General features: G+C 71.6%; 11 protein-coding genes and 1 pseudogene. 3 read left to right on the top strand and 9 right to left on the bottom strand.

The genetic code is table 11. The features are described from left to right. Window positions 1–269: 269 nt before the first annotated feature. The 4 genes from ACZ52C_RS25475 to ACZ52C_RS25460 form a co-directional block, all read right to left on the bottom strand. Window positions 270–1,616 (bottom strand): wax ester/triacylglycerol synthase family O-acyltransferase, encoded by a 1,347-nt coding sequence (locus tag ACZ52C_RS25475; RefSeq protein ID WP_469076918.1) that lies wholly within the window; start codon window positions 1,614–1,616, stop codon window positions 270–272. A gap of 173 nt (window positions 1,617–1,789) precedes the next feature. Beyond that, window positions 1,790–3,010 carry a glucose-1-phosphate adenylyltransferase gene (glgC, locus tag ACZ52C_RS25470; protein WP_469076917.1) on the bottom strand — a complete coding sequence of 407 codons (1,221 nt, stop codon included), beginning with the start codon at window positions 3,008–3,010 and terminating at the stop codon, window positions 1,790–1,792. A gap of 58 nt (window positions 3,011–3,068) precedes the next feature. Continuing rightward, on the bottom strand, window positions 3,069–4,220 hold the full coding sequence (glgA, locus tag ACZ52C_RS25465; RefSeq protein ID WP_469076916.1) for a glycogen synthase: 1,152 nt from the start codon (window positions 4,218–4,220) through the stop codon (window positions 3,069–3,071). A 95-nt stretch (window positions 4,221–4,315) separates the two neighbouring features. Further along, window positions 4,316–5,056 (bottom strand): (2Fe-2S)-binding protein, encoded by a 741-nt coding sequence (locus tag ACZ52C_RS25460; RefSeq protein ID WP_469076915.1) that lies wholly within the window; start codon window positions 5,054–5,056, stop codon window positions 4,316–4,318. Between the two features lie 228 nt (window positions 5,057–5,284). Here ACZ52C_RS25460 and ACZ52C_RS25455 point away from each other — a divergent pair, with 228 nt between their 5' ends. After that, a complete protein-coding gene (locus tag ACZ52C_RS25455; protein ID WP_469076914.1) occupies window positions 5,285–6,469 on the top strand; it encodes a DMT family transporter in 1,185 nt (394 codons plus the stop codon). 33 nt (window positions 6,470–6,502) lie between these two features. On the opposite strand, the gene ACZ52C_RS25450 is transcribed toward ACZ52C_RS25455, so the two are convergent. Next, window positions 6,503–7,633, bottom strand: coding sequence for a transglycosylase family protein (locus tag ACZ52C_RS25450; RefSeq protein ID WP_469076913.1), 1,131 nt, complete (start codon window positions 7,631–7,633; stop codon window positions 6,503–6,505). A gap of 334 nt (window positions 7,634–7,967) precedes the next feature. Here ACZ52C_RS25450 and gndA point away from each other — a divergent pair, with 334 nt between their 5' ends. Further along, window positions 7,968–9,407, top strand: coding sequence for an NADP-dependent phosphogluconate dehydrogenase (gene gndA / locus ACZ52C_RS25445; protein WP_045561597.1), 1,440 nt, complete (start codon window positions 7,968–7,970; stop codon window positions 9,405–9,407). A 497-nt stretch (window positions 9,408–9,904) separates the two neighbouring features. Here gndA and ACZ52C_RS25440 read toward each other — a convergent pair whose 3' ends face one another. Further along, window positions 9,905–10,249: a GNAT family N-acetyltransferase gene (locus tag ACZ52C_RS25440; RefSeq protein WP_469076912.1), complete on the bottom strand. Its 345-nt coding sequence runs from the start codon at window positions 10,247–10,249 to the stop codon at window positions 9,905–9,907. Window positions 10,250–10,298: 49 nt separating this feature from the next. Then, a complete protein-coding gene (gene panD / locus ACZ52C_RS25435; protein WP_469076911.1) occupies window positions 10,299–10,718 on the bottom strand; it encodes an aspartate 1-decarboxylase in 420 nt (139 codons plus the stop codon). A 557-nt stretch (window positions 10,719–11,275) separates the two neighbouring features. Between panD and ACZ52C_RS25430 the strand changes: the two genes are divergently transcribed. Then, window positions 11,276–12,664 (top strand): hypothetical protein, encoded by a 1,389-nt coding sequence (locus ACZ52C_RS25430; protein WP_469076910.1) that lies wholly within the window; start codon window positions 11,276–11,278, stop codon window positions 12,662–12,664. Window positions 12,665–12,763: 99 nt separating this feature from the next. Here ACZ52C_RS25430 and ACZ52C_RS25425 read toward each other — a convergent pair. Both ACZ52C_RS25425 and ACZ52C_RS25420 read right to left on the bottom strand, forming a co-directional pair. After that, window positions 12,764–13,151, bottom strand: a pseudogene (locus tag ACZ52C_RS25425) (transposase); the annotation flags it as partial. Between the two features lie 153 nt (window positions 13,152–13,304). After that, complete coding sequence (locus ACZ52C_RS25420) at window positions 13,305–14,969, bottom strand: phytoene desaturase family protein (protein ID WP_469076909.1); 1,665 nt, start codon at window positions 14,967–14,969, stop codon at window positions 13,305–13,307. Window positions 14,970–15,032: the final 63 nt, after the last annotated feature.

Genomic DNA, 15,032 nt, shown 5'->3' with positions numbered 1-15,032 from the left:
CGAAGGATTGTACGGAGCACCGCCCCCGGTCACCAAAAAAATCGGCCCGCGCCCCCGCCCGCTCAAAGCCTCGGGGCTCCGCCCCGGACCCCGTTCGCGCAGTTCCCCGCGCCCCTGTGGAATGGCCGCAGGCCTTTCAGGGGCGCGGGGAACTGCGCGACCAGCCCCCACCGGACCCGCGGATGCGGGTCGAAGGGGCGCAGCCCCTGGAGGGTGGGACGGGTAGGGGCGGCGGGGGCGAGGAAGGATCGGGTGCCCGGCGTCGCGTGTCAGGGTTCACACGCCGCCAACAGCTCCCGCACCTCCCGGACGACCGCCCCGGACAGCCGGTCCAGGTCCGGCACGGCCTCCGCGTCGGCGACGAGACCGTAGTGGACGCTCCCCCGGTACGTGGAGACGGCCACGGCGAGCGACTGCCCGTGCGCGAGCGGAGCGAGGGGGTAGATCTCGGCGAGCGGACAGCCGCCGAGCCGCAACCCGAGACTGGGCAGCGGAACACTGGTCACGAGGATGTCGAACCACAGCCGCGCCGCCTGACTGACCAGCGGCCCCCCGATCCGGTGCCCCAACGGCAGCACATGATCGGCGAGCAGGGCGACCGCGCCGGCCCCCCGGTTCGGCCCGGCCTCCTTGTTGCGGTCCATCGCCGCACGCACCGTACGCAGCCGCCGCAGCGGATCCGGATCGTCCACCGGCAGTTTCATCAGGTACCCGGAGAGCCGGTTGCCCTGCGGGTGCGCCGTGCGCGGCCGGCGCTTGGAGACGGGGATGAGCGCCCTGGGCGCGACCCCTTCGCTGCCGTCCCCGCGCTCGTCCAGCCACCGGCGCAGCGCGCCCGCCACCACGGCGATGAGGACGTCGTTGACGGTGCCGCCGACGGTCTTGCGGATCCGGTGCACGTCGTCGAGGTCGATGAGCACCCCGGCGGTCCGGCGGGTGCCACTGGCCTCGGAGGTCAGCGCGGCCGGGGACCGGGCGCCGAGGGTCGCGTCGAGCGTGGTGCGGGCGACGGAGGCGCCGATGTCGAGGGCGCGCCCGAGATCGGAGAGGGTGCCTCTGACCAGGTCGGGGAGGTTGCGCACATCGCGCAGGCGGCCGCGCGGCGGCTCGGCGGGGCGCGGCCGGGGCGCGGGCATGTCGATGGGGTCCATGACGGCCGCGGCGAGCGTCAGCGCCCGCAGTCCGTCGGCGAGGGCGTGGTGGAACTTGAACAGCACCGCGAAGGAGGTGCCGTCCGCCCCCGGCAGCACGTGCGCCTCCCAGGGCGGCCGGCCGCGCTCCAGCGGGCGCTCCATCAGCCGTCCGGCCACCGCGTGGAAGTCGGCGGTCGGCGGGTGCAGCCGTACGTGGTCGAAGGGCTCGAAGTCGGCGACGGGCTCCCGGGTCGCGCCGCCGAAGGCCAGGGGCAGCCGGACGTCCGGGAACCACACGTCCCGGATCCGCATCCGCAGCGCGGGCACCGCGGCCGCCCGGGTGGCGAGCAATTCGGCGGCGTGGGCACCCGCGGTGGGCGAGTTCGCCGTGAAGACGCCGAGGGCGGCCAGGTGCATGGGGTGTTCGGCGGACTCGATGTTCCAGAACGCAAGGTCGAGGGGGGCGAGCAGGTCAGAAGTCAAGGGCTTGCCTCGCGTCGACGACGGGTGAGTCGGTAGTCAATCGCTGTTGGCCGATTACGGTCAAGTACGATCAAGCTACGCACAGTTAACAACAGATTAAGTCCCGCCTCTGATAAAAGGCGGGACTCATGCGACATCTGTGTGCAGCCCGGTCACCCGGTCACCCTGAAGGGCTAGGACACCTGCTGCCCCTTGCCCAACGCGATCACCCCGCCCCGGGAGACGGTGTAGAGCTCGGCGTCCCGCTCGGGGTTGACCCCGATGGTGGCACCCGGAGGCACCTGGACGTTCTTGTCGAGCACGGCGCCCCGGACGACCGCGCCGCGGCCGATGTGGACGTTGTCGTGCAGCACCGAGCCCTGGACGACCGCGCCCGGGTCCACGACGACCCCCGGGGAGAGGACGGATCTGGTGACCTGGCCGCGGATCAGGCAGCCCGCGCTGATGATCGACTCGCTGGCGATGCCGCCCGCGTTGAAGCGGGCCGGGGAGAGCTGGCCGGAGCTGGTGTAGATGGGCCAGCTGCGGTTGAAGAGATTGAAGGCGGGGCGCTCGGCGATGAGGTCCATATGGGCGTCGTAGTAGGCGTCGAGGGTACCGACGTCCCGCCAGTAACCCTGGTCGCGGGTGGTCTCGCCGGGTACGTGGTTGGCGCTGAAGTCGTAGAGCTGGGCCTCGCCCCGGTCGGTGAGCTGGGGCAGGATCGAGCCGCCCATGTCGTGCACGGAGTCCTCGTCCTCCGCGTCCCGCTGGAGCGCCTCCACCAGGGCCTTGGTGGTGAAGATGTAGTTGCCCATCGAGGCGAACACGCTTTCGGGATCGTCGCTCAGGCCCGGCGGGTCGGACGGCTTCTCCAGAAAGCGTTCCACGGTCCGGCCGTCGGAGCCGGGCGTGATCACCCCGAACGACGACGACTCCGTGCGCGGCACCCGGATACCGGCCACCGTCACCCCCGCGCCGCCCTCGATGTGCTGTGTCAGCATCTGGCGGGGGTCCATGCGGTAGACGTGGTCCGCGCCGAACACGGCCACGTACTCGGGCTGTTCGTCGTGAACCAGGTTCAGGGACTGCAGGAGCGCGTCGGCGCTGCCCAGGTACCAGCGCGGGCCCAGCCGCTGCTGGGCCGGGACCGGGGTGACGTAGTTCCCCAGCAGGCTCGACATCCGCCAGGTCGTGGTGATGTGCCGGTCCAGCGAATGGGACTTGTACTGCGTGAGCACGCAGATCCGCAGGATGTCCGCGTTGACGAGATTGGAGAGAACGAAATCCACCAGGCGGTACGTGCCGCCGAAAGTCACCGCCGGTTTCGCACGGTCGGCCGTGAGGGGCATCAGCCTCTTGCCCTCACCGCCCGCCAGTACGATTCCCAGCACCGAAGGTCCACCGCGCCGCATGCCGCCGCCCCTCTACTACGCCCGGTCGTGCCGAACGCTGATCCTGACTGCTCTGTGACTACCCCTGTTTGAGGACTTGCTCGTAAAGCCGGACGGTCCGCCGGGCGACCGCGTCCCAGCCGAACTCCCGCACCGCGCGCTCCCGGCCGGCCTCACCCATCCGGGCCGCCGCCACGGGGTCGGCGAGCACCGAGTCCAGGGCGCGGGCCAGACCGCTCTCGAAGTCGTCCTCGGTCGGCACGAGCAGACCCGTGACACCGTCCTCCACGACCTCCGGTATACCGCCGACCCGGGAGGCCACCACCGCGGTACCGCAGGCCATGGCCTCCAGGTTGACGATACCCAGCGGTTCGTACACCGAGGGGCAGGCGAACACGGCCGCATGGGTGAGGAGCTGGATCACGTCCGGGCGCGGCAGCATCTGCGGGATCCAGAACAGGCCCTCGCGGACGCGGCTCAGTTCCGCGAAGAGGTCCCGGAACTCGCGGTCGATCTCCGGCGTGTCCGGCGCGCCCGCGCAGAGCACGACCTGCGCGGCCGGGTCGATGTCCCGGACGGCCCGCAGCAGATGGGGCACGCCCTTCTGGCGGGTGATGCGGCCGACGAACAGGACGTACGGGCGAGTGGGGTCGACGCCGAGGCGGTCCAGGACGTCCGTGCCGTGGTCCGGCCGGTAGAGCGAGGTGTCGATGCCGTTGTGCACGACGTGCAGCCGCGCCGGGTCCAGGGCGGGGTAGCAGCCGAGGATGTCGTCGCGCATGGCGCCGGAGACGGCGATCACGGCGTCGGCGGACTCGATCGCGGTGCGCTCGGCCCAGCTGGACAGGGCGTAGCCGCCGCCGAGTTGCTCGGCCTTCCAGGGACGCAGCGGTTCCAGCGAGTGCGCGGTCATCACGTGCGGGACGCCGTGCAGCAGCTTGCCGAGGTGGCCGGCCAGGTTGGCGTACCAGGTGTGCGAGTGGACCAGTTCGCGGCCTTCGAGGCCGGCGGCGATGGAGAGGTCGACGGAGAACGTGCGCAGCGCGTCGTTGGCGCCGTCGAGCGCGGACCAGGGCCGGTGGCGTACGACACCGCGGGCGGCGCCCTCGCCCCAGCAGTGCACGTCCAGGTCGACCAGGGACCTCAACTCGTGGGCGAGGAACTCGACATGGACGCCCGCGCCACCGTAGACGTCGGGCGGATACTCCCGGGTCAGCAGGCCGACTCGCACCCGGAACCCCCTGTCTCAGCGGCTGGTTCCCACATGGTCACCCAGAAGGGTCGGTTGGGGAAGACCACGATGTTCGCGCGGGCGCACGCCCGGGGTCAGGAGCGAGGGCCGCGGTCTGGGCGGGTGCCGGGCGGCCGGTCGAAACAGCAGTCGCCGCACAGCCCGCCGCCGGGCAGCCGGTAGTAGAGGCAGCAGCTGCGGCGGCGGAGGGTGACCGGGTCGAGCGTGCCGGCCAGGGTGGGGTGCGCGAACAGGTCGGTGGCGAGGGCGCGGGCCCGACTCGCCTCCTGCGTACGGTCGTTGACGGCCGCCCAGCGGTCGATCTGTCGCACGGCGCCGATCAGCGCGGAGGCCGCGTTTCCCCACAGCAGACGCTCGGAGAGCCGCAGTTGAGCGCGCAGGGACGCCGCCAGCGGGACGAGGTGGCCCTCCCGTACGACCTCGCCGATCCGCTCTGCGGGCAGGCCGCGCACCTCGGTCAGCCACAGCTCGTCGGGGGCGCTCGCGTCGGGGTCCCAGCGCAGGAGGCGGGGGTCGAGATCGGGGACGCGTCCGTACAGGGCGGCCGAGCCAAGGGCCACCGACCACAGCCGGGCGGCGAAGCCGAGGTGGGCGATGGACGCGGCCACACGCGGCTCGGGCGCCCGGAGACTCCTCGCGACTTTTCGGGCACGGAAAATTACGGGATTCGCGTAAACCTCCTCTTTCACTTCGGCACCCCGGGCCGCATAGGCCTGTGCGAGCGTCGGCGGCCGACCGTGCGGTGGCCGCCCCGTGCGTAGTACGAAGAAGTCGCCGAGGGCCGAGAGGGCGGTGAGGCCGGGGTCGTGATCCACGAGGACGAGTAGTACCAGGGCCGCGACGCGCGTTCACCAGGCGCCCTGCACCCTGTGTCGCCCGTCTGAGGTATGACCGCGGGCCCCCCGTACTCCAACGGCAGTAGGACTCATTGAGTGCTCAGGTACGACGACGCGAACGCGTATCCGAGGCATCGTGGACACCATGAAAGCCGAGCGTTCACCGCGCCGGGCCGGGAGCCCCCGCGCCGCGCTGAGGAGCCGCACATGAGCGCCCTCGCGTTGTCCGTACTGCTGTCGTTCGTCTCCGCCGTGGCCTACGCGGGCGGGGCGATCGTGCAGGAGCGAGTCGCGGTGTCCTCCCCCGGCCGGTCCTACGCGCCGCTGCGCCGACCCGTCTGGTGGGCGGCCGTCGGGCTGAACGGCCTGGGCGGCCTGTTGCACGTGGTGGCGCTGGCCTACGGCCCGCTGAGCCTGGTGCAGCCGCTGGGCGCGCTGACCATCGTCTTCGCCCTCCCCATGGCGGCGCTCTTCGTGGGCCGCCGGGCGGGCGCCACGGCCTGGCGGGGCGCGATCATGGCCACGGTGGGTCTCGCGGGCCTGCTCTCCCTGGTCGGCTCGGCCGACGCCCAGTCGCTGGACACCGCTCAGCGGGTGCTGGTGGCCGTGGTCAGCGGCGGCGCGGTGGCCGCGCTGACGGTGGCGGGACGCGCGGCGCACCGGCACCCGGCGGTCCGCAGCATCCTGCTCGCGGTCGCCTCCGGGGTCGCGTTCGGCATGTCCTCGGTCTTCACCAAGACGGTCGCCGTCGACTGGACGCACGGCGTGGCCCTCTCCGACGTGCCGTCCCTCGCGGTCATCGGTGTCTTCGCGACGGCCGGTCTGCTGCTGTCGCAGGCCGCGTACCGGGGCGCCGGCCTGGCGGCCCCGCTCGCCACGCTCACCGTGGTGAACCCGGTGGTGGCGGCCGCGGTCGGCATCACGATGTTCGGTGAGACGTTCCGCTACGGCACGACCGGCACCCTGCTCGCGCTGGGCTGCGGGGTCGTCGCGGCGGGTGGCCTGATCCTGCTGACCACCGAGCGGCTCGGCGACGAGACGCGGGTGGACCGGACCGATGAGGGCCTCCCGCTTCCGGCCACCGGACAGCCGGCGACGGCGTCCGGGGCTGTGGCGTCCAAGGGCGCGGCGTCCGGGACCGTCGACCTGGAGTCGCTCACCGTGGAGCAGCTGGTCGCGGGTCTGCCGCGGCAGACCGTCGGGGCGCCGGCGGCGGACGGGGGCTCGATCGACCTGGGCAGGCCGGTGGTCGTACCGGCCCCGTTCCTGCGGCGGAGTGCGGAGTACGGGGAGGACGCCCTGCCCGGCAGCCTGCTGCCGCCGCCCTTCCACGGCGAGCCGTATGTGCCCGGGGCACTCCTCGACCGGCATCGCGACCGTGTGAGATCGTGAGCGGGAGGCCCGGACCGGGCCTCCCGCACCACGTCAGATCCGAACCCCTCCCGCCCGCAGATAGGCGATCGGATCGATGTCGCTGCCGAAGCCTGGCCCCGTCCGCACCTCGAAGTGCAGATGCGGGCCCGAGCTGTTGCCGGTGGAACCGGAGCGGCCTATGCGCTGTCCGGCGCTCACGCTCTGCCCGGCCTTCACGGAGATCGCCGAGAGGTGGGCGTACTGCGTGTACCGGCCGTCGGCGTGCCGGATCACCACCTGGTAGCCGAAGGAGCCGCCCCAGCCCGAGGTGACCACCTCCCCGGCCGCCACGGACTTCACCGTGCTGCCGGTCGAGACGGGGAAGTCGACGCCCGTGTGGTAGCCCTTCGACCAGGAGGAGCCGGAGGCGCGGTAGGGCGTGCCGAGGGAGGCGCTGACGGGAGCGACGAGCGACGCCGACTCCTGCCGCCTCTCGGAGGCCTGCTGCTTCTGTTGCTTCTGCTCCTTCTGGACCTTCTTCTTTTCCTGCTTCCGCTCCTGCTTGTGTTCCTTCTTGTGCTCCTGCTTCTGGCCGGCCGTGTGCAGACTCAGGCGCTGGCCCGGGATGATCACGTTCGGGTCGGAGCCTATGGTCGCCCGGTTGGCCGCGTAGAGCTTGCGCCAGCCGCCCCTGACGTCCTGGGAGTCGGCGATCTCGGAGAGGGTGTCACCCTGGACCACCGTGTACATCTCGACCTTGCCGGCCTGGGACTGCGGCGTGGTCTGGGGTTTCACGTCCTCGATCTGGCGGGTCGGCCCGCCGCCGCCACGGGTGAGGCCCGCGCGCTCCGAGCAGACGGGCCAGGCGTCGGGCCCCTGTCCGTCGAGGACCTTCTCGGCGATCGCGATCTGCTGTTCCTTGGTGGCCAGGTCCGCGCGGGCGGCGTACGCCGTGCCGCCGAAGGCCTCCCAGGTGGACTGGCTGAACTGCAGGCCGCCGTAGTAGCCGTTGCCGGAGTTGATGTTCCAGTCGTTGGTGGACTCACAGGCCGCCACCTTGTCCCAGGTCTCGACATCGGCCGCGTCCGCGACGCCGGTGCCGATCAGCGGGAGCGCCATGCCCGCGCCGCCCGCCGTGACGGTGAGTGAGGCGCGGTTGATCCTGTTCGGTTGGTACCGCCGGTGCCGACCGCGTACGGCCATGGAAAGCCCCCTCGCCTATGCCATGAGCCGCAAAAGTAAGTGCCGCGAACAGGCCAGGACAAGACGAAAATTCAGCCGCTCCCGTCCCGCCCGTGGCGGGTAAGCGACCTGCTCCGGCGCGTAAGTGCTCCTGTCCGGCGCGCGAGTGACCAGGGACGGCGCACAATGCACCGGGTTGCGCGCCCCATTGAGGCAGGTAGGGCCCTTCCCACGTACTCAAGCCCGGCAGGCCGCGCAGTGCGGACGGGGCCGGTGCACGTCAGGATGGCCCGAAGGACAATACTGGCGGGCAGGAACGGCACCACCGATATCAGGATCCATAGGAGCCAACCGTATGAGCACTTCAGCCCAGATCGGCGTCACCGGCCTCGCGGTCATGGGGAGCAACCTCGCCCGCAACTTCGCCCGCAACGGCTACACGGTCGCGGTCCACAACCGCTCCGCGGCGAAGACCCACGCGTTGATCAAGGAGCACGGGCACGAGGGCGACTTCATCGCGGCCGAGACCGCCAAGGACTTCGTACAGGCTCTTGAGCGCCCCCGGCGCCTGGTCGTCATGGTGAAGGCGGGCGGACCGACGGACGCGGTGATCGAGGAGTTCGCGCCGCTCCTGGAGCCCGGCGACATGATCATCGACGGTGGCAACGCGCACTTCGCCGACACCCGCCGCCGTGAGGCCGCGCTGCGCGAGCAGGGCATCCACTTCGTCGGCGCGGGCATCTCCGGCGGCGAGGAGGGCGCGCTCAACGGGCCGAGCATCATGCCCGGCGGCCCGGTCGAGTCGTACGACTCCCTCGGCCCGATGCTGGAGAAGATCTCCGCGAAGGCCGCCGACGGCGCGCCGTGCGTCACGCACGTGGGCCCGGACGGCGCCGGACACTTCGTGAAGATGGTCCACAACGGCATCGAGTACGCCGACATGCAGCTGATCGGCGAGGCGTACCAGCTGCTGCGCGACGTGGCCGGTTACACCCCCGCGCAGATCGCCGAGATCTTCCGCACCTGGAACACCGGGCGCCTCGACTCGTACCTGATCGAGATCACGGCCGAGGTGCTCGCGCACGTGGACGCGGCCACGGGCAAGCCGTTCGTGGACGTGGTCGTCGACCAGGCCGAGCAGAAGGGCACCGGCCGCTGGACCGTCCAGATCGCGCTGGACCTGGGCGTTCCGGTGTCCGGTATCGCCGAGGCCGTCTTCGCGCGCTCGCTGTCGGGCCACGCCGCGCTGCGCGACGCGTCCCGCTCGCTGGCCGGCCCGAAGGCCACCCCGCTCAGCGCGGCCGAGGCGGGCGCCTTCGCCGACCGGGTCGAGCAGGCGCTGTACGCCTCCAAGATCGTTTCCTACACCCAGGGCTTCCACGAGATCGACGCCGCGCGCGCCGAGTACGACTGGAACATCGACCTGGGCAAGGTCGCCTCGATCTGGCGGGGCGGCTGCATCATCCGCGCGGCCTTCCTGGACCGGATCCGCGCGGCGTACGACGCCCGGCCCGACCTGCCGAGCCTGCTCTCCGACGAGACGTTCGCCCAGGAGATCGCGGCGGCGCAGGACGACTGGCGCGAGGTGCTGGTCGCCGCGACGCGCCAGGGCGTGCCCACGCCCGGTTTCTCGGCGGCGCTGGCGTACTACGACGCGCTGCGCGCCGAACGGCTGCCCGCGGCGCTCACGCAGGGCCAGCGGGACTTCTTCGGTGCGCACACGTATCGCCGGGTCGACCGCGAGGGGTCGTTCCACACGCTGTGGGGGCAGGGCCGCGGCGAGGTCGAGGCCTGAGAAGCCGGTCCCTGAACACCGTGGGCCGTGGCCCGGCGTGAAGATCACGCCGGGCCACGCTCATGTACTGCGCCCCTCCCCTAGGACAGCGGGCCGGGCGTAGGTTCGCCCGGGACGGGCTCCGGGCCCGGAGGGTTGGGGATGGGGTCCGGTTCCGGGGTGGGACGGGGGTCGGGTGTGGGGACCGGGTCGGGGAAAGGGGGCTCCGGGAAGGGTTCCGGGCGGTCGGGGCCCGGACCCGGCGTGGGGCCGGGCTTCACGGGTTCCGGGTCGGGATGCGTCATCGCGTCCTCCAGCCAGGGATATGTCGGCCATGGACTGATGCCACGGGTACCCGTCACGGGCGGGGGCAGTCACCCGGTCGGCGGAGGGCGATCGAGCAGGGCCGGGGTGGCGGAGAGCGAGGCACCCACCGCCGGGGCGACGGAGAGCGAGGCACCGACCGCCCCTCCCGCTCTCCTCTCCCCCTCCCTTCCCTCCCCTGGCCGACGGGTTCCTCAGAAGCCCTCGGGGTGGGCGATCAGCCAGTCCTTCGCGGCCCGCAGCAGCTCGGGATCGGCGGCGGGGGCCTCCTCGGGGTGGCGTTCGGCCCACTTCACGACGTACGGGCACAGGGGGGCGACGACGACGCCCTCGCGGGCCGCGATGCCGTACAGCTCCCTGGCCAGCGAGCCGGCGACGCCCTGCCCCTCGTACGCGGGCTCGACGATGGTGTGGACGGGGACCAGCGCGCCCTGCGGGGAGGCGAGCACGAAGTACTGGATGTGACCGGCCAGTTCGTCACCGGCGAAGGCCTCGAGGCGGCCACCCGCCCGGTCGTCGCGGATCTGTACGTCGCTCATGGCTCTCCTCGCGTGGGGATCGGGGACGCCGGGGCGGTCGCCGGGGGCCTCAGACGGTGACGGCCTGCGGGCTGCGCCGCTGGTCCGATCCCGGCACCGGCTCGGAGGCGTCCGAACCGAGCGCGACGATCCGGTTGTCCTGGTCCACGTGCACGACCCTGGGCCGCAGTGCGCGGGCCTCGGCGTCGGAGACCTGAGCGTAACTGATGATGATCACAAGATCGCCGGGGTGCACGAGATGGGCCGCGGCGCCGTTGATCCCGATCACGCCGGAACCGCGCTCGCCCTCGATGACGTACGTCTCCAGCCGGGCGCCGTTGGTGATGTCGACGATGTGCACCAGCTCACCCGGCAGCAGGTCGGCGGCGTCGAGCAGATCGGCGTCGATGGTCACGGACCCGACGTAGTGCAGGTCGGCCTGGGTGACGGTCGCGCGGTGGATCTTGGACTTGAACAGAGTACGCAGCACTTTGGACTCCTGTAAGACGGCTCCCTGCCTGCTTTGTGCAGGTCAAGGGCGGTCTCGACTGTACACCGGGGCACGCCGGTCGAGGAAGGTGAGGAACATCGCTCCGCTCGGGCGAGACGGCTTCACGCCTGGGCTTTCGCGCCGCACCGGCGCCTGTTCAGGCAATCCCCCGGGAAAATCCGGCGACTCGTGCTGACCGGATGCCGACTTACCTGATGAGCCATCAAAGATGCGGGAGACCGCTCTGCGCACGGACGCCGTGCCTCCACGCACCGACTTGTCGGGCACCGGCATCGCTCTGGTTCGTGGAACACGGTCCCTTTGGCCCTCGGCCGGTCGGCGCTCGGCCGCCCCGGAAGCCGGCTCGCTGCCTGCCGACCGCCCAAGGCCCCTCGGCAGCGTGGAACTCACGAGCGAGGCGGGGCCAAGGCGCCGACACCGGCCCGCCCGGGCCAAAGTCCAGGTCACGCGCCCCTGCGCACTTGTGTGCGCCGTTCCTCCCTTCCGTACGGTCCAGCCGATGGCGAACCGGCCTCGCACACCGTGAAGGGGAGCTGTTGAAGCCGACCGAGGAAGTGCTCCAGGACCTGACCCGGCCCTCGAACGTCTCCGTCCACTCCGACGACGCGCTCGTCGGGAAGGTGAAGGCCGCCATCGCGGTGGACGACGAGAAGCGCAAGGAGAATGAGGACGAGCCGCTCCGCCGGAAGCCCGCCCTCGTCCCGATCCTGCCGACGGAGCTGCCCCGGCAGTTCAAAGTGACCCTCTGGGACGTGCTCCACACCCTCGCCCGGGCCACTGCCCTGTCGTGGCGTGGTGCGGGCCGGGGGCTGGCGGAGCACTGGGGCGCGCTCAAGTACGCCCAGGCCCTGGCCGGCGGTCGTGACTCCTTCCTCGGCCTGACCGACGAAGGCCACCGCATCGCGGACCACTACAAGTCGCTGCAGTCCGGCGAGCTCGGCATCGGCTTCGCGCTCACCCTCGCCGAGCACATGCTGCGCAGCCGTTTTCCCGACCATTCGGTGACGATCGTCCCCGCCGACACGGCGTTACGCGCGGGCTGGGCCCTCACCAGCAGGGACAAGGGCGAGAAGGTGAAGTACCGCTATCGTCCCCAGTACTTCGCCGAGGTCTGGCGGCCGGGCGAGCCGTCCCTTGCCATCCCCCTCGCCTGCAAGGGCAACCACAGCGACTCCGCCACCTCCGCCGAGCAACTGGCCTCCGCCTCGGCCCACGCCGAAGCGGTCCACATCGGCGCGTGGAACGAGACCCCCAGCCTGCTGTTCAGCACGCAGCTCCCGACGGACGGCGGCACGATGACCGTCCACGTCCTCCAGGCACCGGGCAGTGGTGGGCGGCTGTCCCCGGCAGAAGGGCGGGAAGTGAACCGGAACGCCCCGCCGTTCCAGGCGAACGTGATGCCGGACATCCACCCGCCGGCCGAGGGCCTGGTGGCACCGGAGCCCGTACGGGGCTGCCACGTGCAGCCGAAGGACCACGCCTGGTTCCAGGAGTCCCTGGCCCACACCACCGCGGCGAGCCTCATGGCTTTCACCGGCTCCGGCCACGCCACGGCCCGCCACCTGACCGACCGGCAGGGCCGCAAACGCTTCACCGGCCTCGAACACGCGGCCAGCATGAGCATCCAGGACGCCGTCCACACCCTCCTCGGCAACGAGTACGTCGGCACCGACCACGTCTTCCGCCTCAACGGCCCCCGCGTCGAGGCGTTCTCCGGCGTGGACGAGGAGGTCTTCCGACTCCTCGCCAGGGGCGACATCGAGGAGTACCGCGCCCTCGTCCACGCGAGCCGCCACGTCCGCCCCCGCCTCACCTTCGACAAGGACTGGGGCGGTCCGGTCTCGGTCCACGCCGACGGCTCTGTCTTCGCCCTGCGGCTGTTGCCGGGACAGGGCAAGGAGCCTCGCCCGGGCTCGGGCCGGTGACCCGCCCCTGAGGACAAGGTCGTGGCACAGCGCAGCCGAGACAGGCGCCGGAGCTCGCCCCGCCACGCGCCTTGCACGTACTGGGCCTCCGATACCGCGTTGCTCCCGGGGAAGACACAACTGCCAGTCGAGCGGACACGAGGCTGTGTCGGTGGCGGCATGGACACTGACCGCGACCTGGCAGTTCGCGCGTTCCCGAGCGCTCCGCGGTACTGGCGGGCGACCCCGACCGACGACGTGCCGCACTTGGGGAACGACACGTCGTCGATCACCCACACCTCAGGCGCGATCGCCTCGCTCAACCGCTCGGCGATCCGCCGCCGAACCGGCAGCCAATCCCACGGCGACTGGTTCAGAACTGCCGCAGGGCCTGCATGTCGCCGTCCGGCAGACGCCCGGCCATCGGCTGGATCGACTTGCGACGGCCGTCCAGCATCAGGCCCCGCAGACAACACTCGCCCCACCGCCGCCGATCCCGCCGCGGCACCGACCCGAACACATCCTCCACGAACAGCCACAACGCAGCCCGTGATCGGTTCACTTCACACGCGTCCACACTCTCAACATGCTCTTGACCAGCGAGCGGACCCTGACCAGCAGGACGACCGGGCCGGCCACCAAGCCCAGTGACGCACGCACATCACCGTTCCTGGACAACCGGGGTACGCCCGGAACTGGTCGATGGGGGGCGCACGCCATGGCGCAACAGCCCTGCCCACAGGCGGGCCCGGCCGGCCCGGTCCAGGGCCTCGTGGGCAGCCAGCAGGCCGCTGGTGACCGCGCCGAGGAAGCCGCCGGCCAGGCAGTCCTGGCCCGAGAGGTACAGGCCCTTGACCTCGGTTCGTGGGCGCAGCCAGTCCGCCAGGCCGGGGCGGTGGCCGTCGCCGAAGCCGGCCACGTCCTTGGCCAGCCCGTACAAGCTGCCGCCGGGCCAGCCGGCGAAGTGCTCGGCCGTCAGCGGGGTGCCGAGCTCGTGGTAGCCCACCCGGCCTGTGGTGCGGGGCAGTTGGCGGTGGAGTTGGTCAAGGAGCTGTGCGGTGAGCTCGGCTTTCAGGGTTAGGTAGGCAGGGTCCCGGTGCCGCCGTTGTGAGCCGTGGAACGGCTCGAACAGCTCTGGCCGTACGTAGGTCAGGATCTCTCCGGTCGACCGTCCGGGGTGGCGTGCGGTCCAGGTCGGGTCTTTGGCACAGGAGAACGAGAAGAAGTAGCCGCTGGTCCGCCCGCCCGTGCCGTCGAAGAGGGCGTCGCAGTCCTCGTCGGTCACCATCAGGTTGTGCCGCGGCAGCCCGAGTTCCGCAGGGTCGCCGTTCAGTCCGAGGAAGAGCACCACGAACGGGAATCCGCGCCGCATGCCGTCCAGCCGGTCTGCGCTACGCTCGGGTCGGGCCGGCAGCAAGGTGCGGTACGTGTTCTGGGCGCCTGCCGCGCTCACCACCACCGGAGCCCGCACACGCGTGCCGTTCGCCAGCACCACGCCCGTCGCGCGCGATCCGTCCAGCTCGATCCGGGCCACCGGCGCCCGCACGAAGACCTCGCCACCGGCGGCGCGGATCGGTTCGAGCATCGCGCGTGCGATCGCGGCACTGCCGCCCACCGGGTACCAGGCGCCGGTCCGGAAGTGCTCGAACAGCACCGCGAGGAGGAAGAACGGCAGCCTTGCCGTGGAGTCGGCCAGCAGCAGCGCGCTCGGGGTGAGCACAGCCTGCCGCAGCCCCTCATCGTGAACCAGTCCTTCCACCACCTCCCGGGCCGGCCGTAGCGCCTGGGGCGGCACGGCCGTCGCCCGCAGGACCCGCGCCAGCCGCCGCACCACCGGGCCTGTCAGCCGCCCCAGCGCGAGCGTGGGCAGGACCGCCCGGCACCGCCCGATCAGACAGAACAGCGCCTCGATGCCCGCTTGTTCGGCCGGGAAGCGCGCGATCAGACCGGCCTGGTAGGCCGAGAAGCCGACCGGCGCCTGGTACACCTGCCCCGCCAGGCGGTACTCGTCGTACGGGTCCCCCAGCGGGGCCCATTGCAGCGTGCCGCCGGTCAGATAGTCCGAGAGCACGCGGACCGGCTCCCGCTCCGTCAGCTGTCCCACGTAGTGGATGCCGACGTCCCACTCCCAGCCGCGCCGCCGGTACGCGTGCGTGTAGCCGCCCGCGGTGTAGTGCTGCTCGAACACCGCCACCCGCCGGCCCTGGCGCGCCAGGCATACCGCGGTGGTCAGCCCGCCGGCCCCGGACCCGACCACCACCGCGTCGTACTCGTCCGTCACCCCGCCCGCCGTCAACGACCGGCCCACCAGCACGCGACCCGTCACATCCACCACCTTCGCCGCAGTCCTAAAGGCCCCGGGAACGACGAACTGTTCGCCTCCCATCAG

The sequence above is a fragment of the Streptomyces sp. NPDC034049 genome, from assembly GCF_055575575.1.
This window is presented reverse-complemented; position numbering and strand designations above follow the sequence as displayed.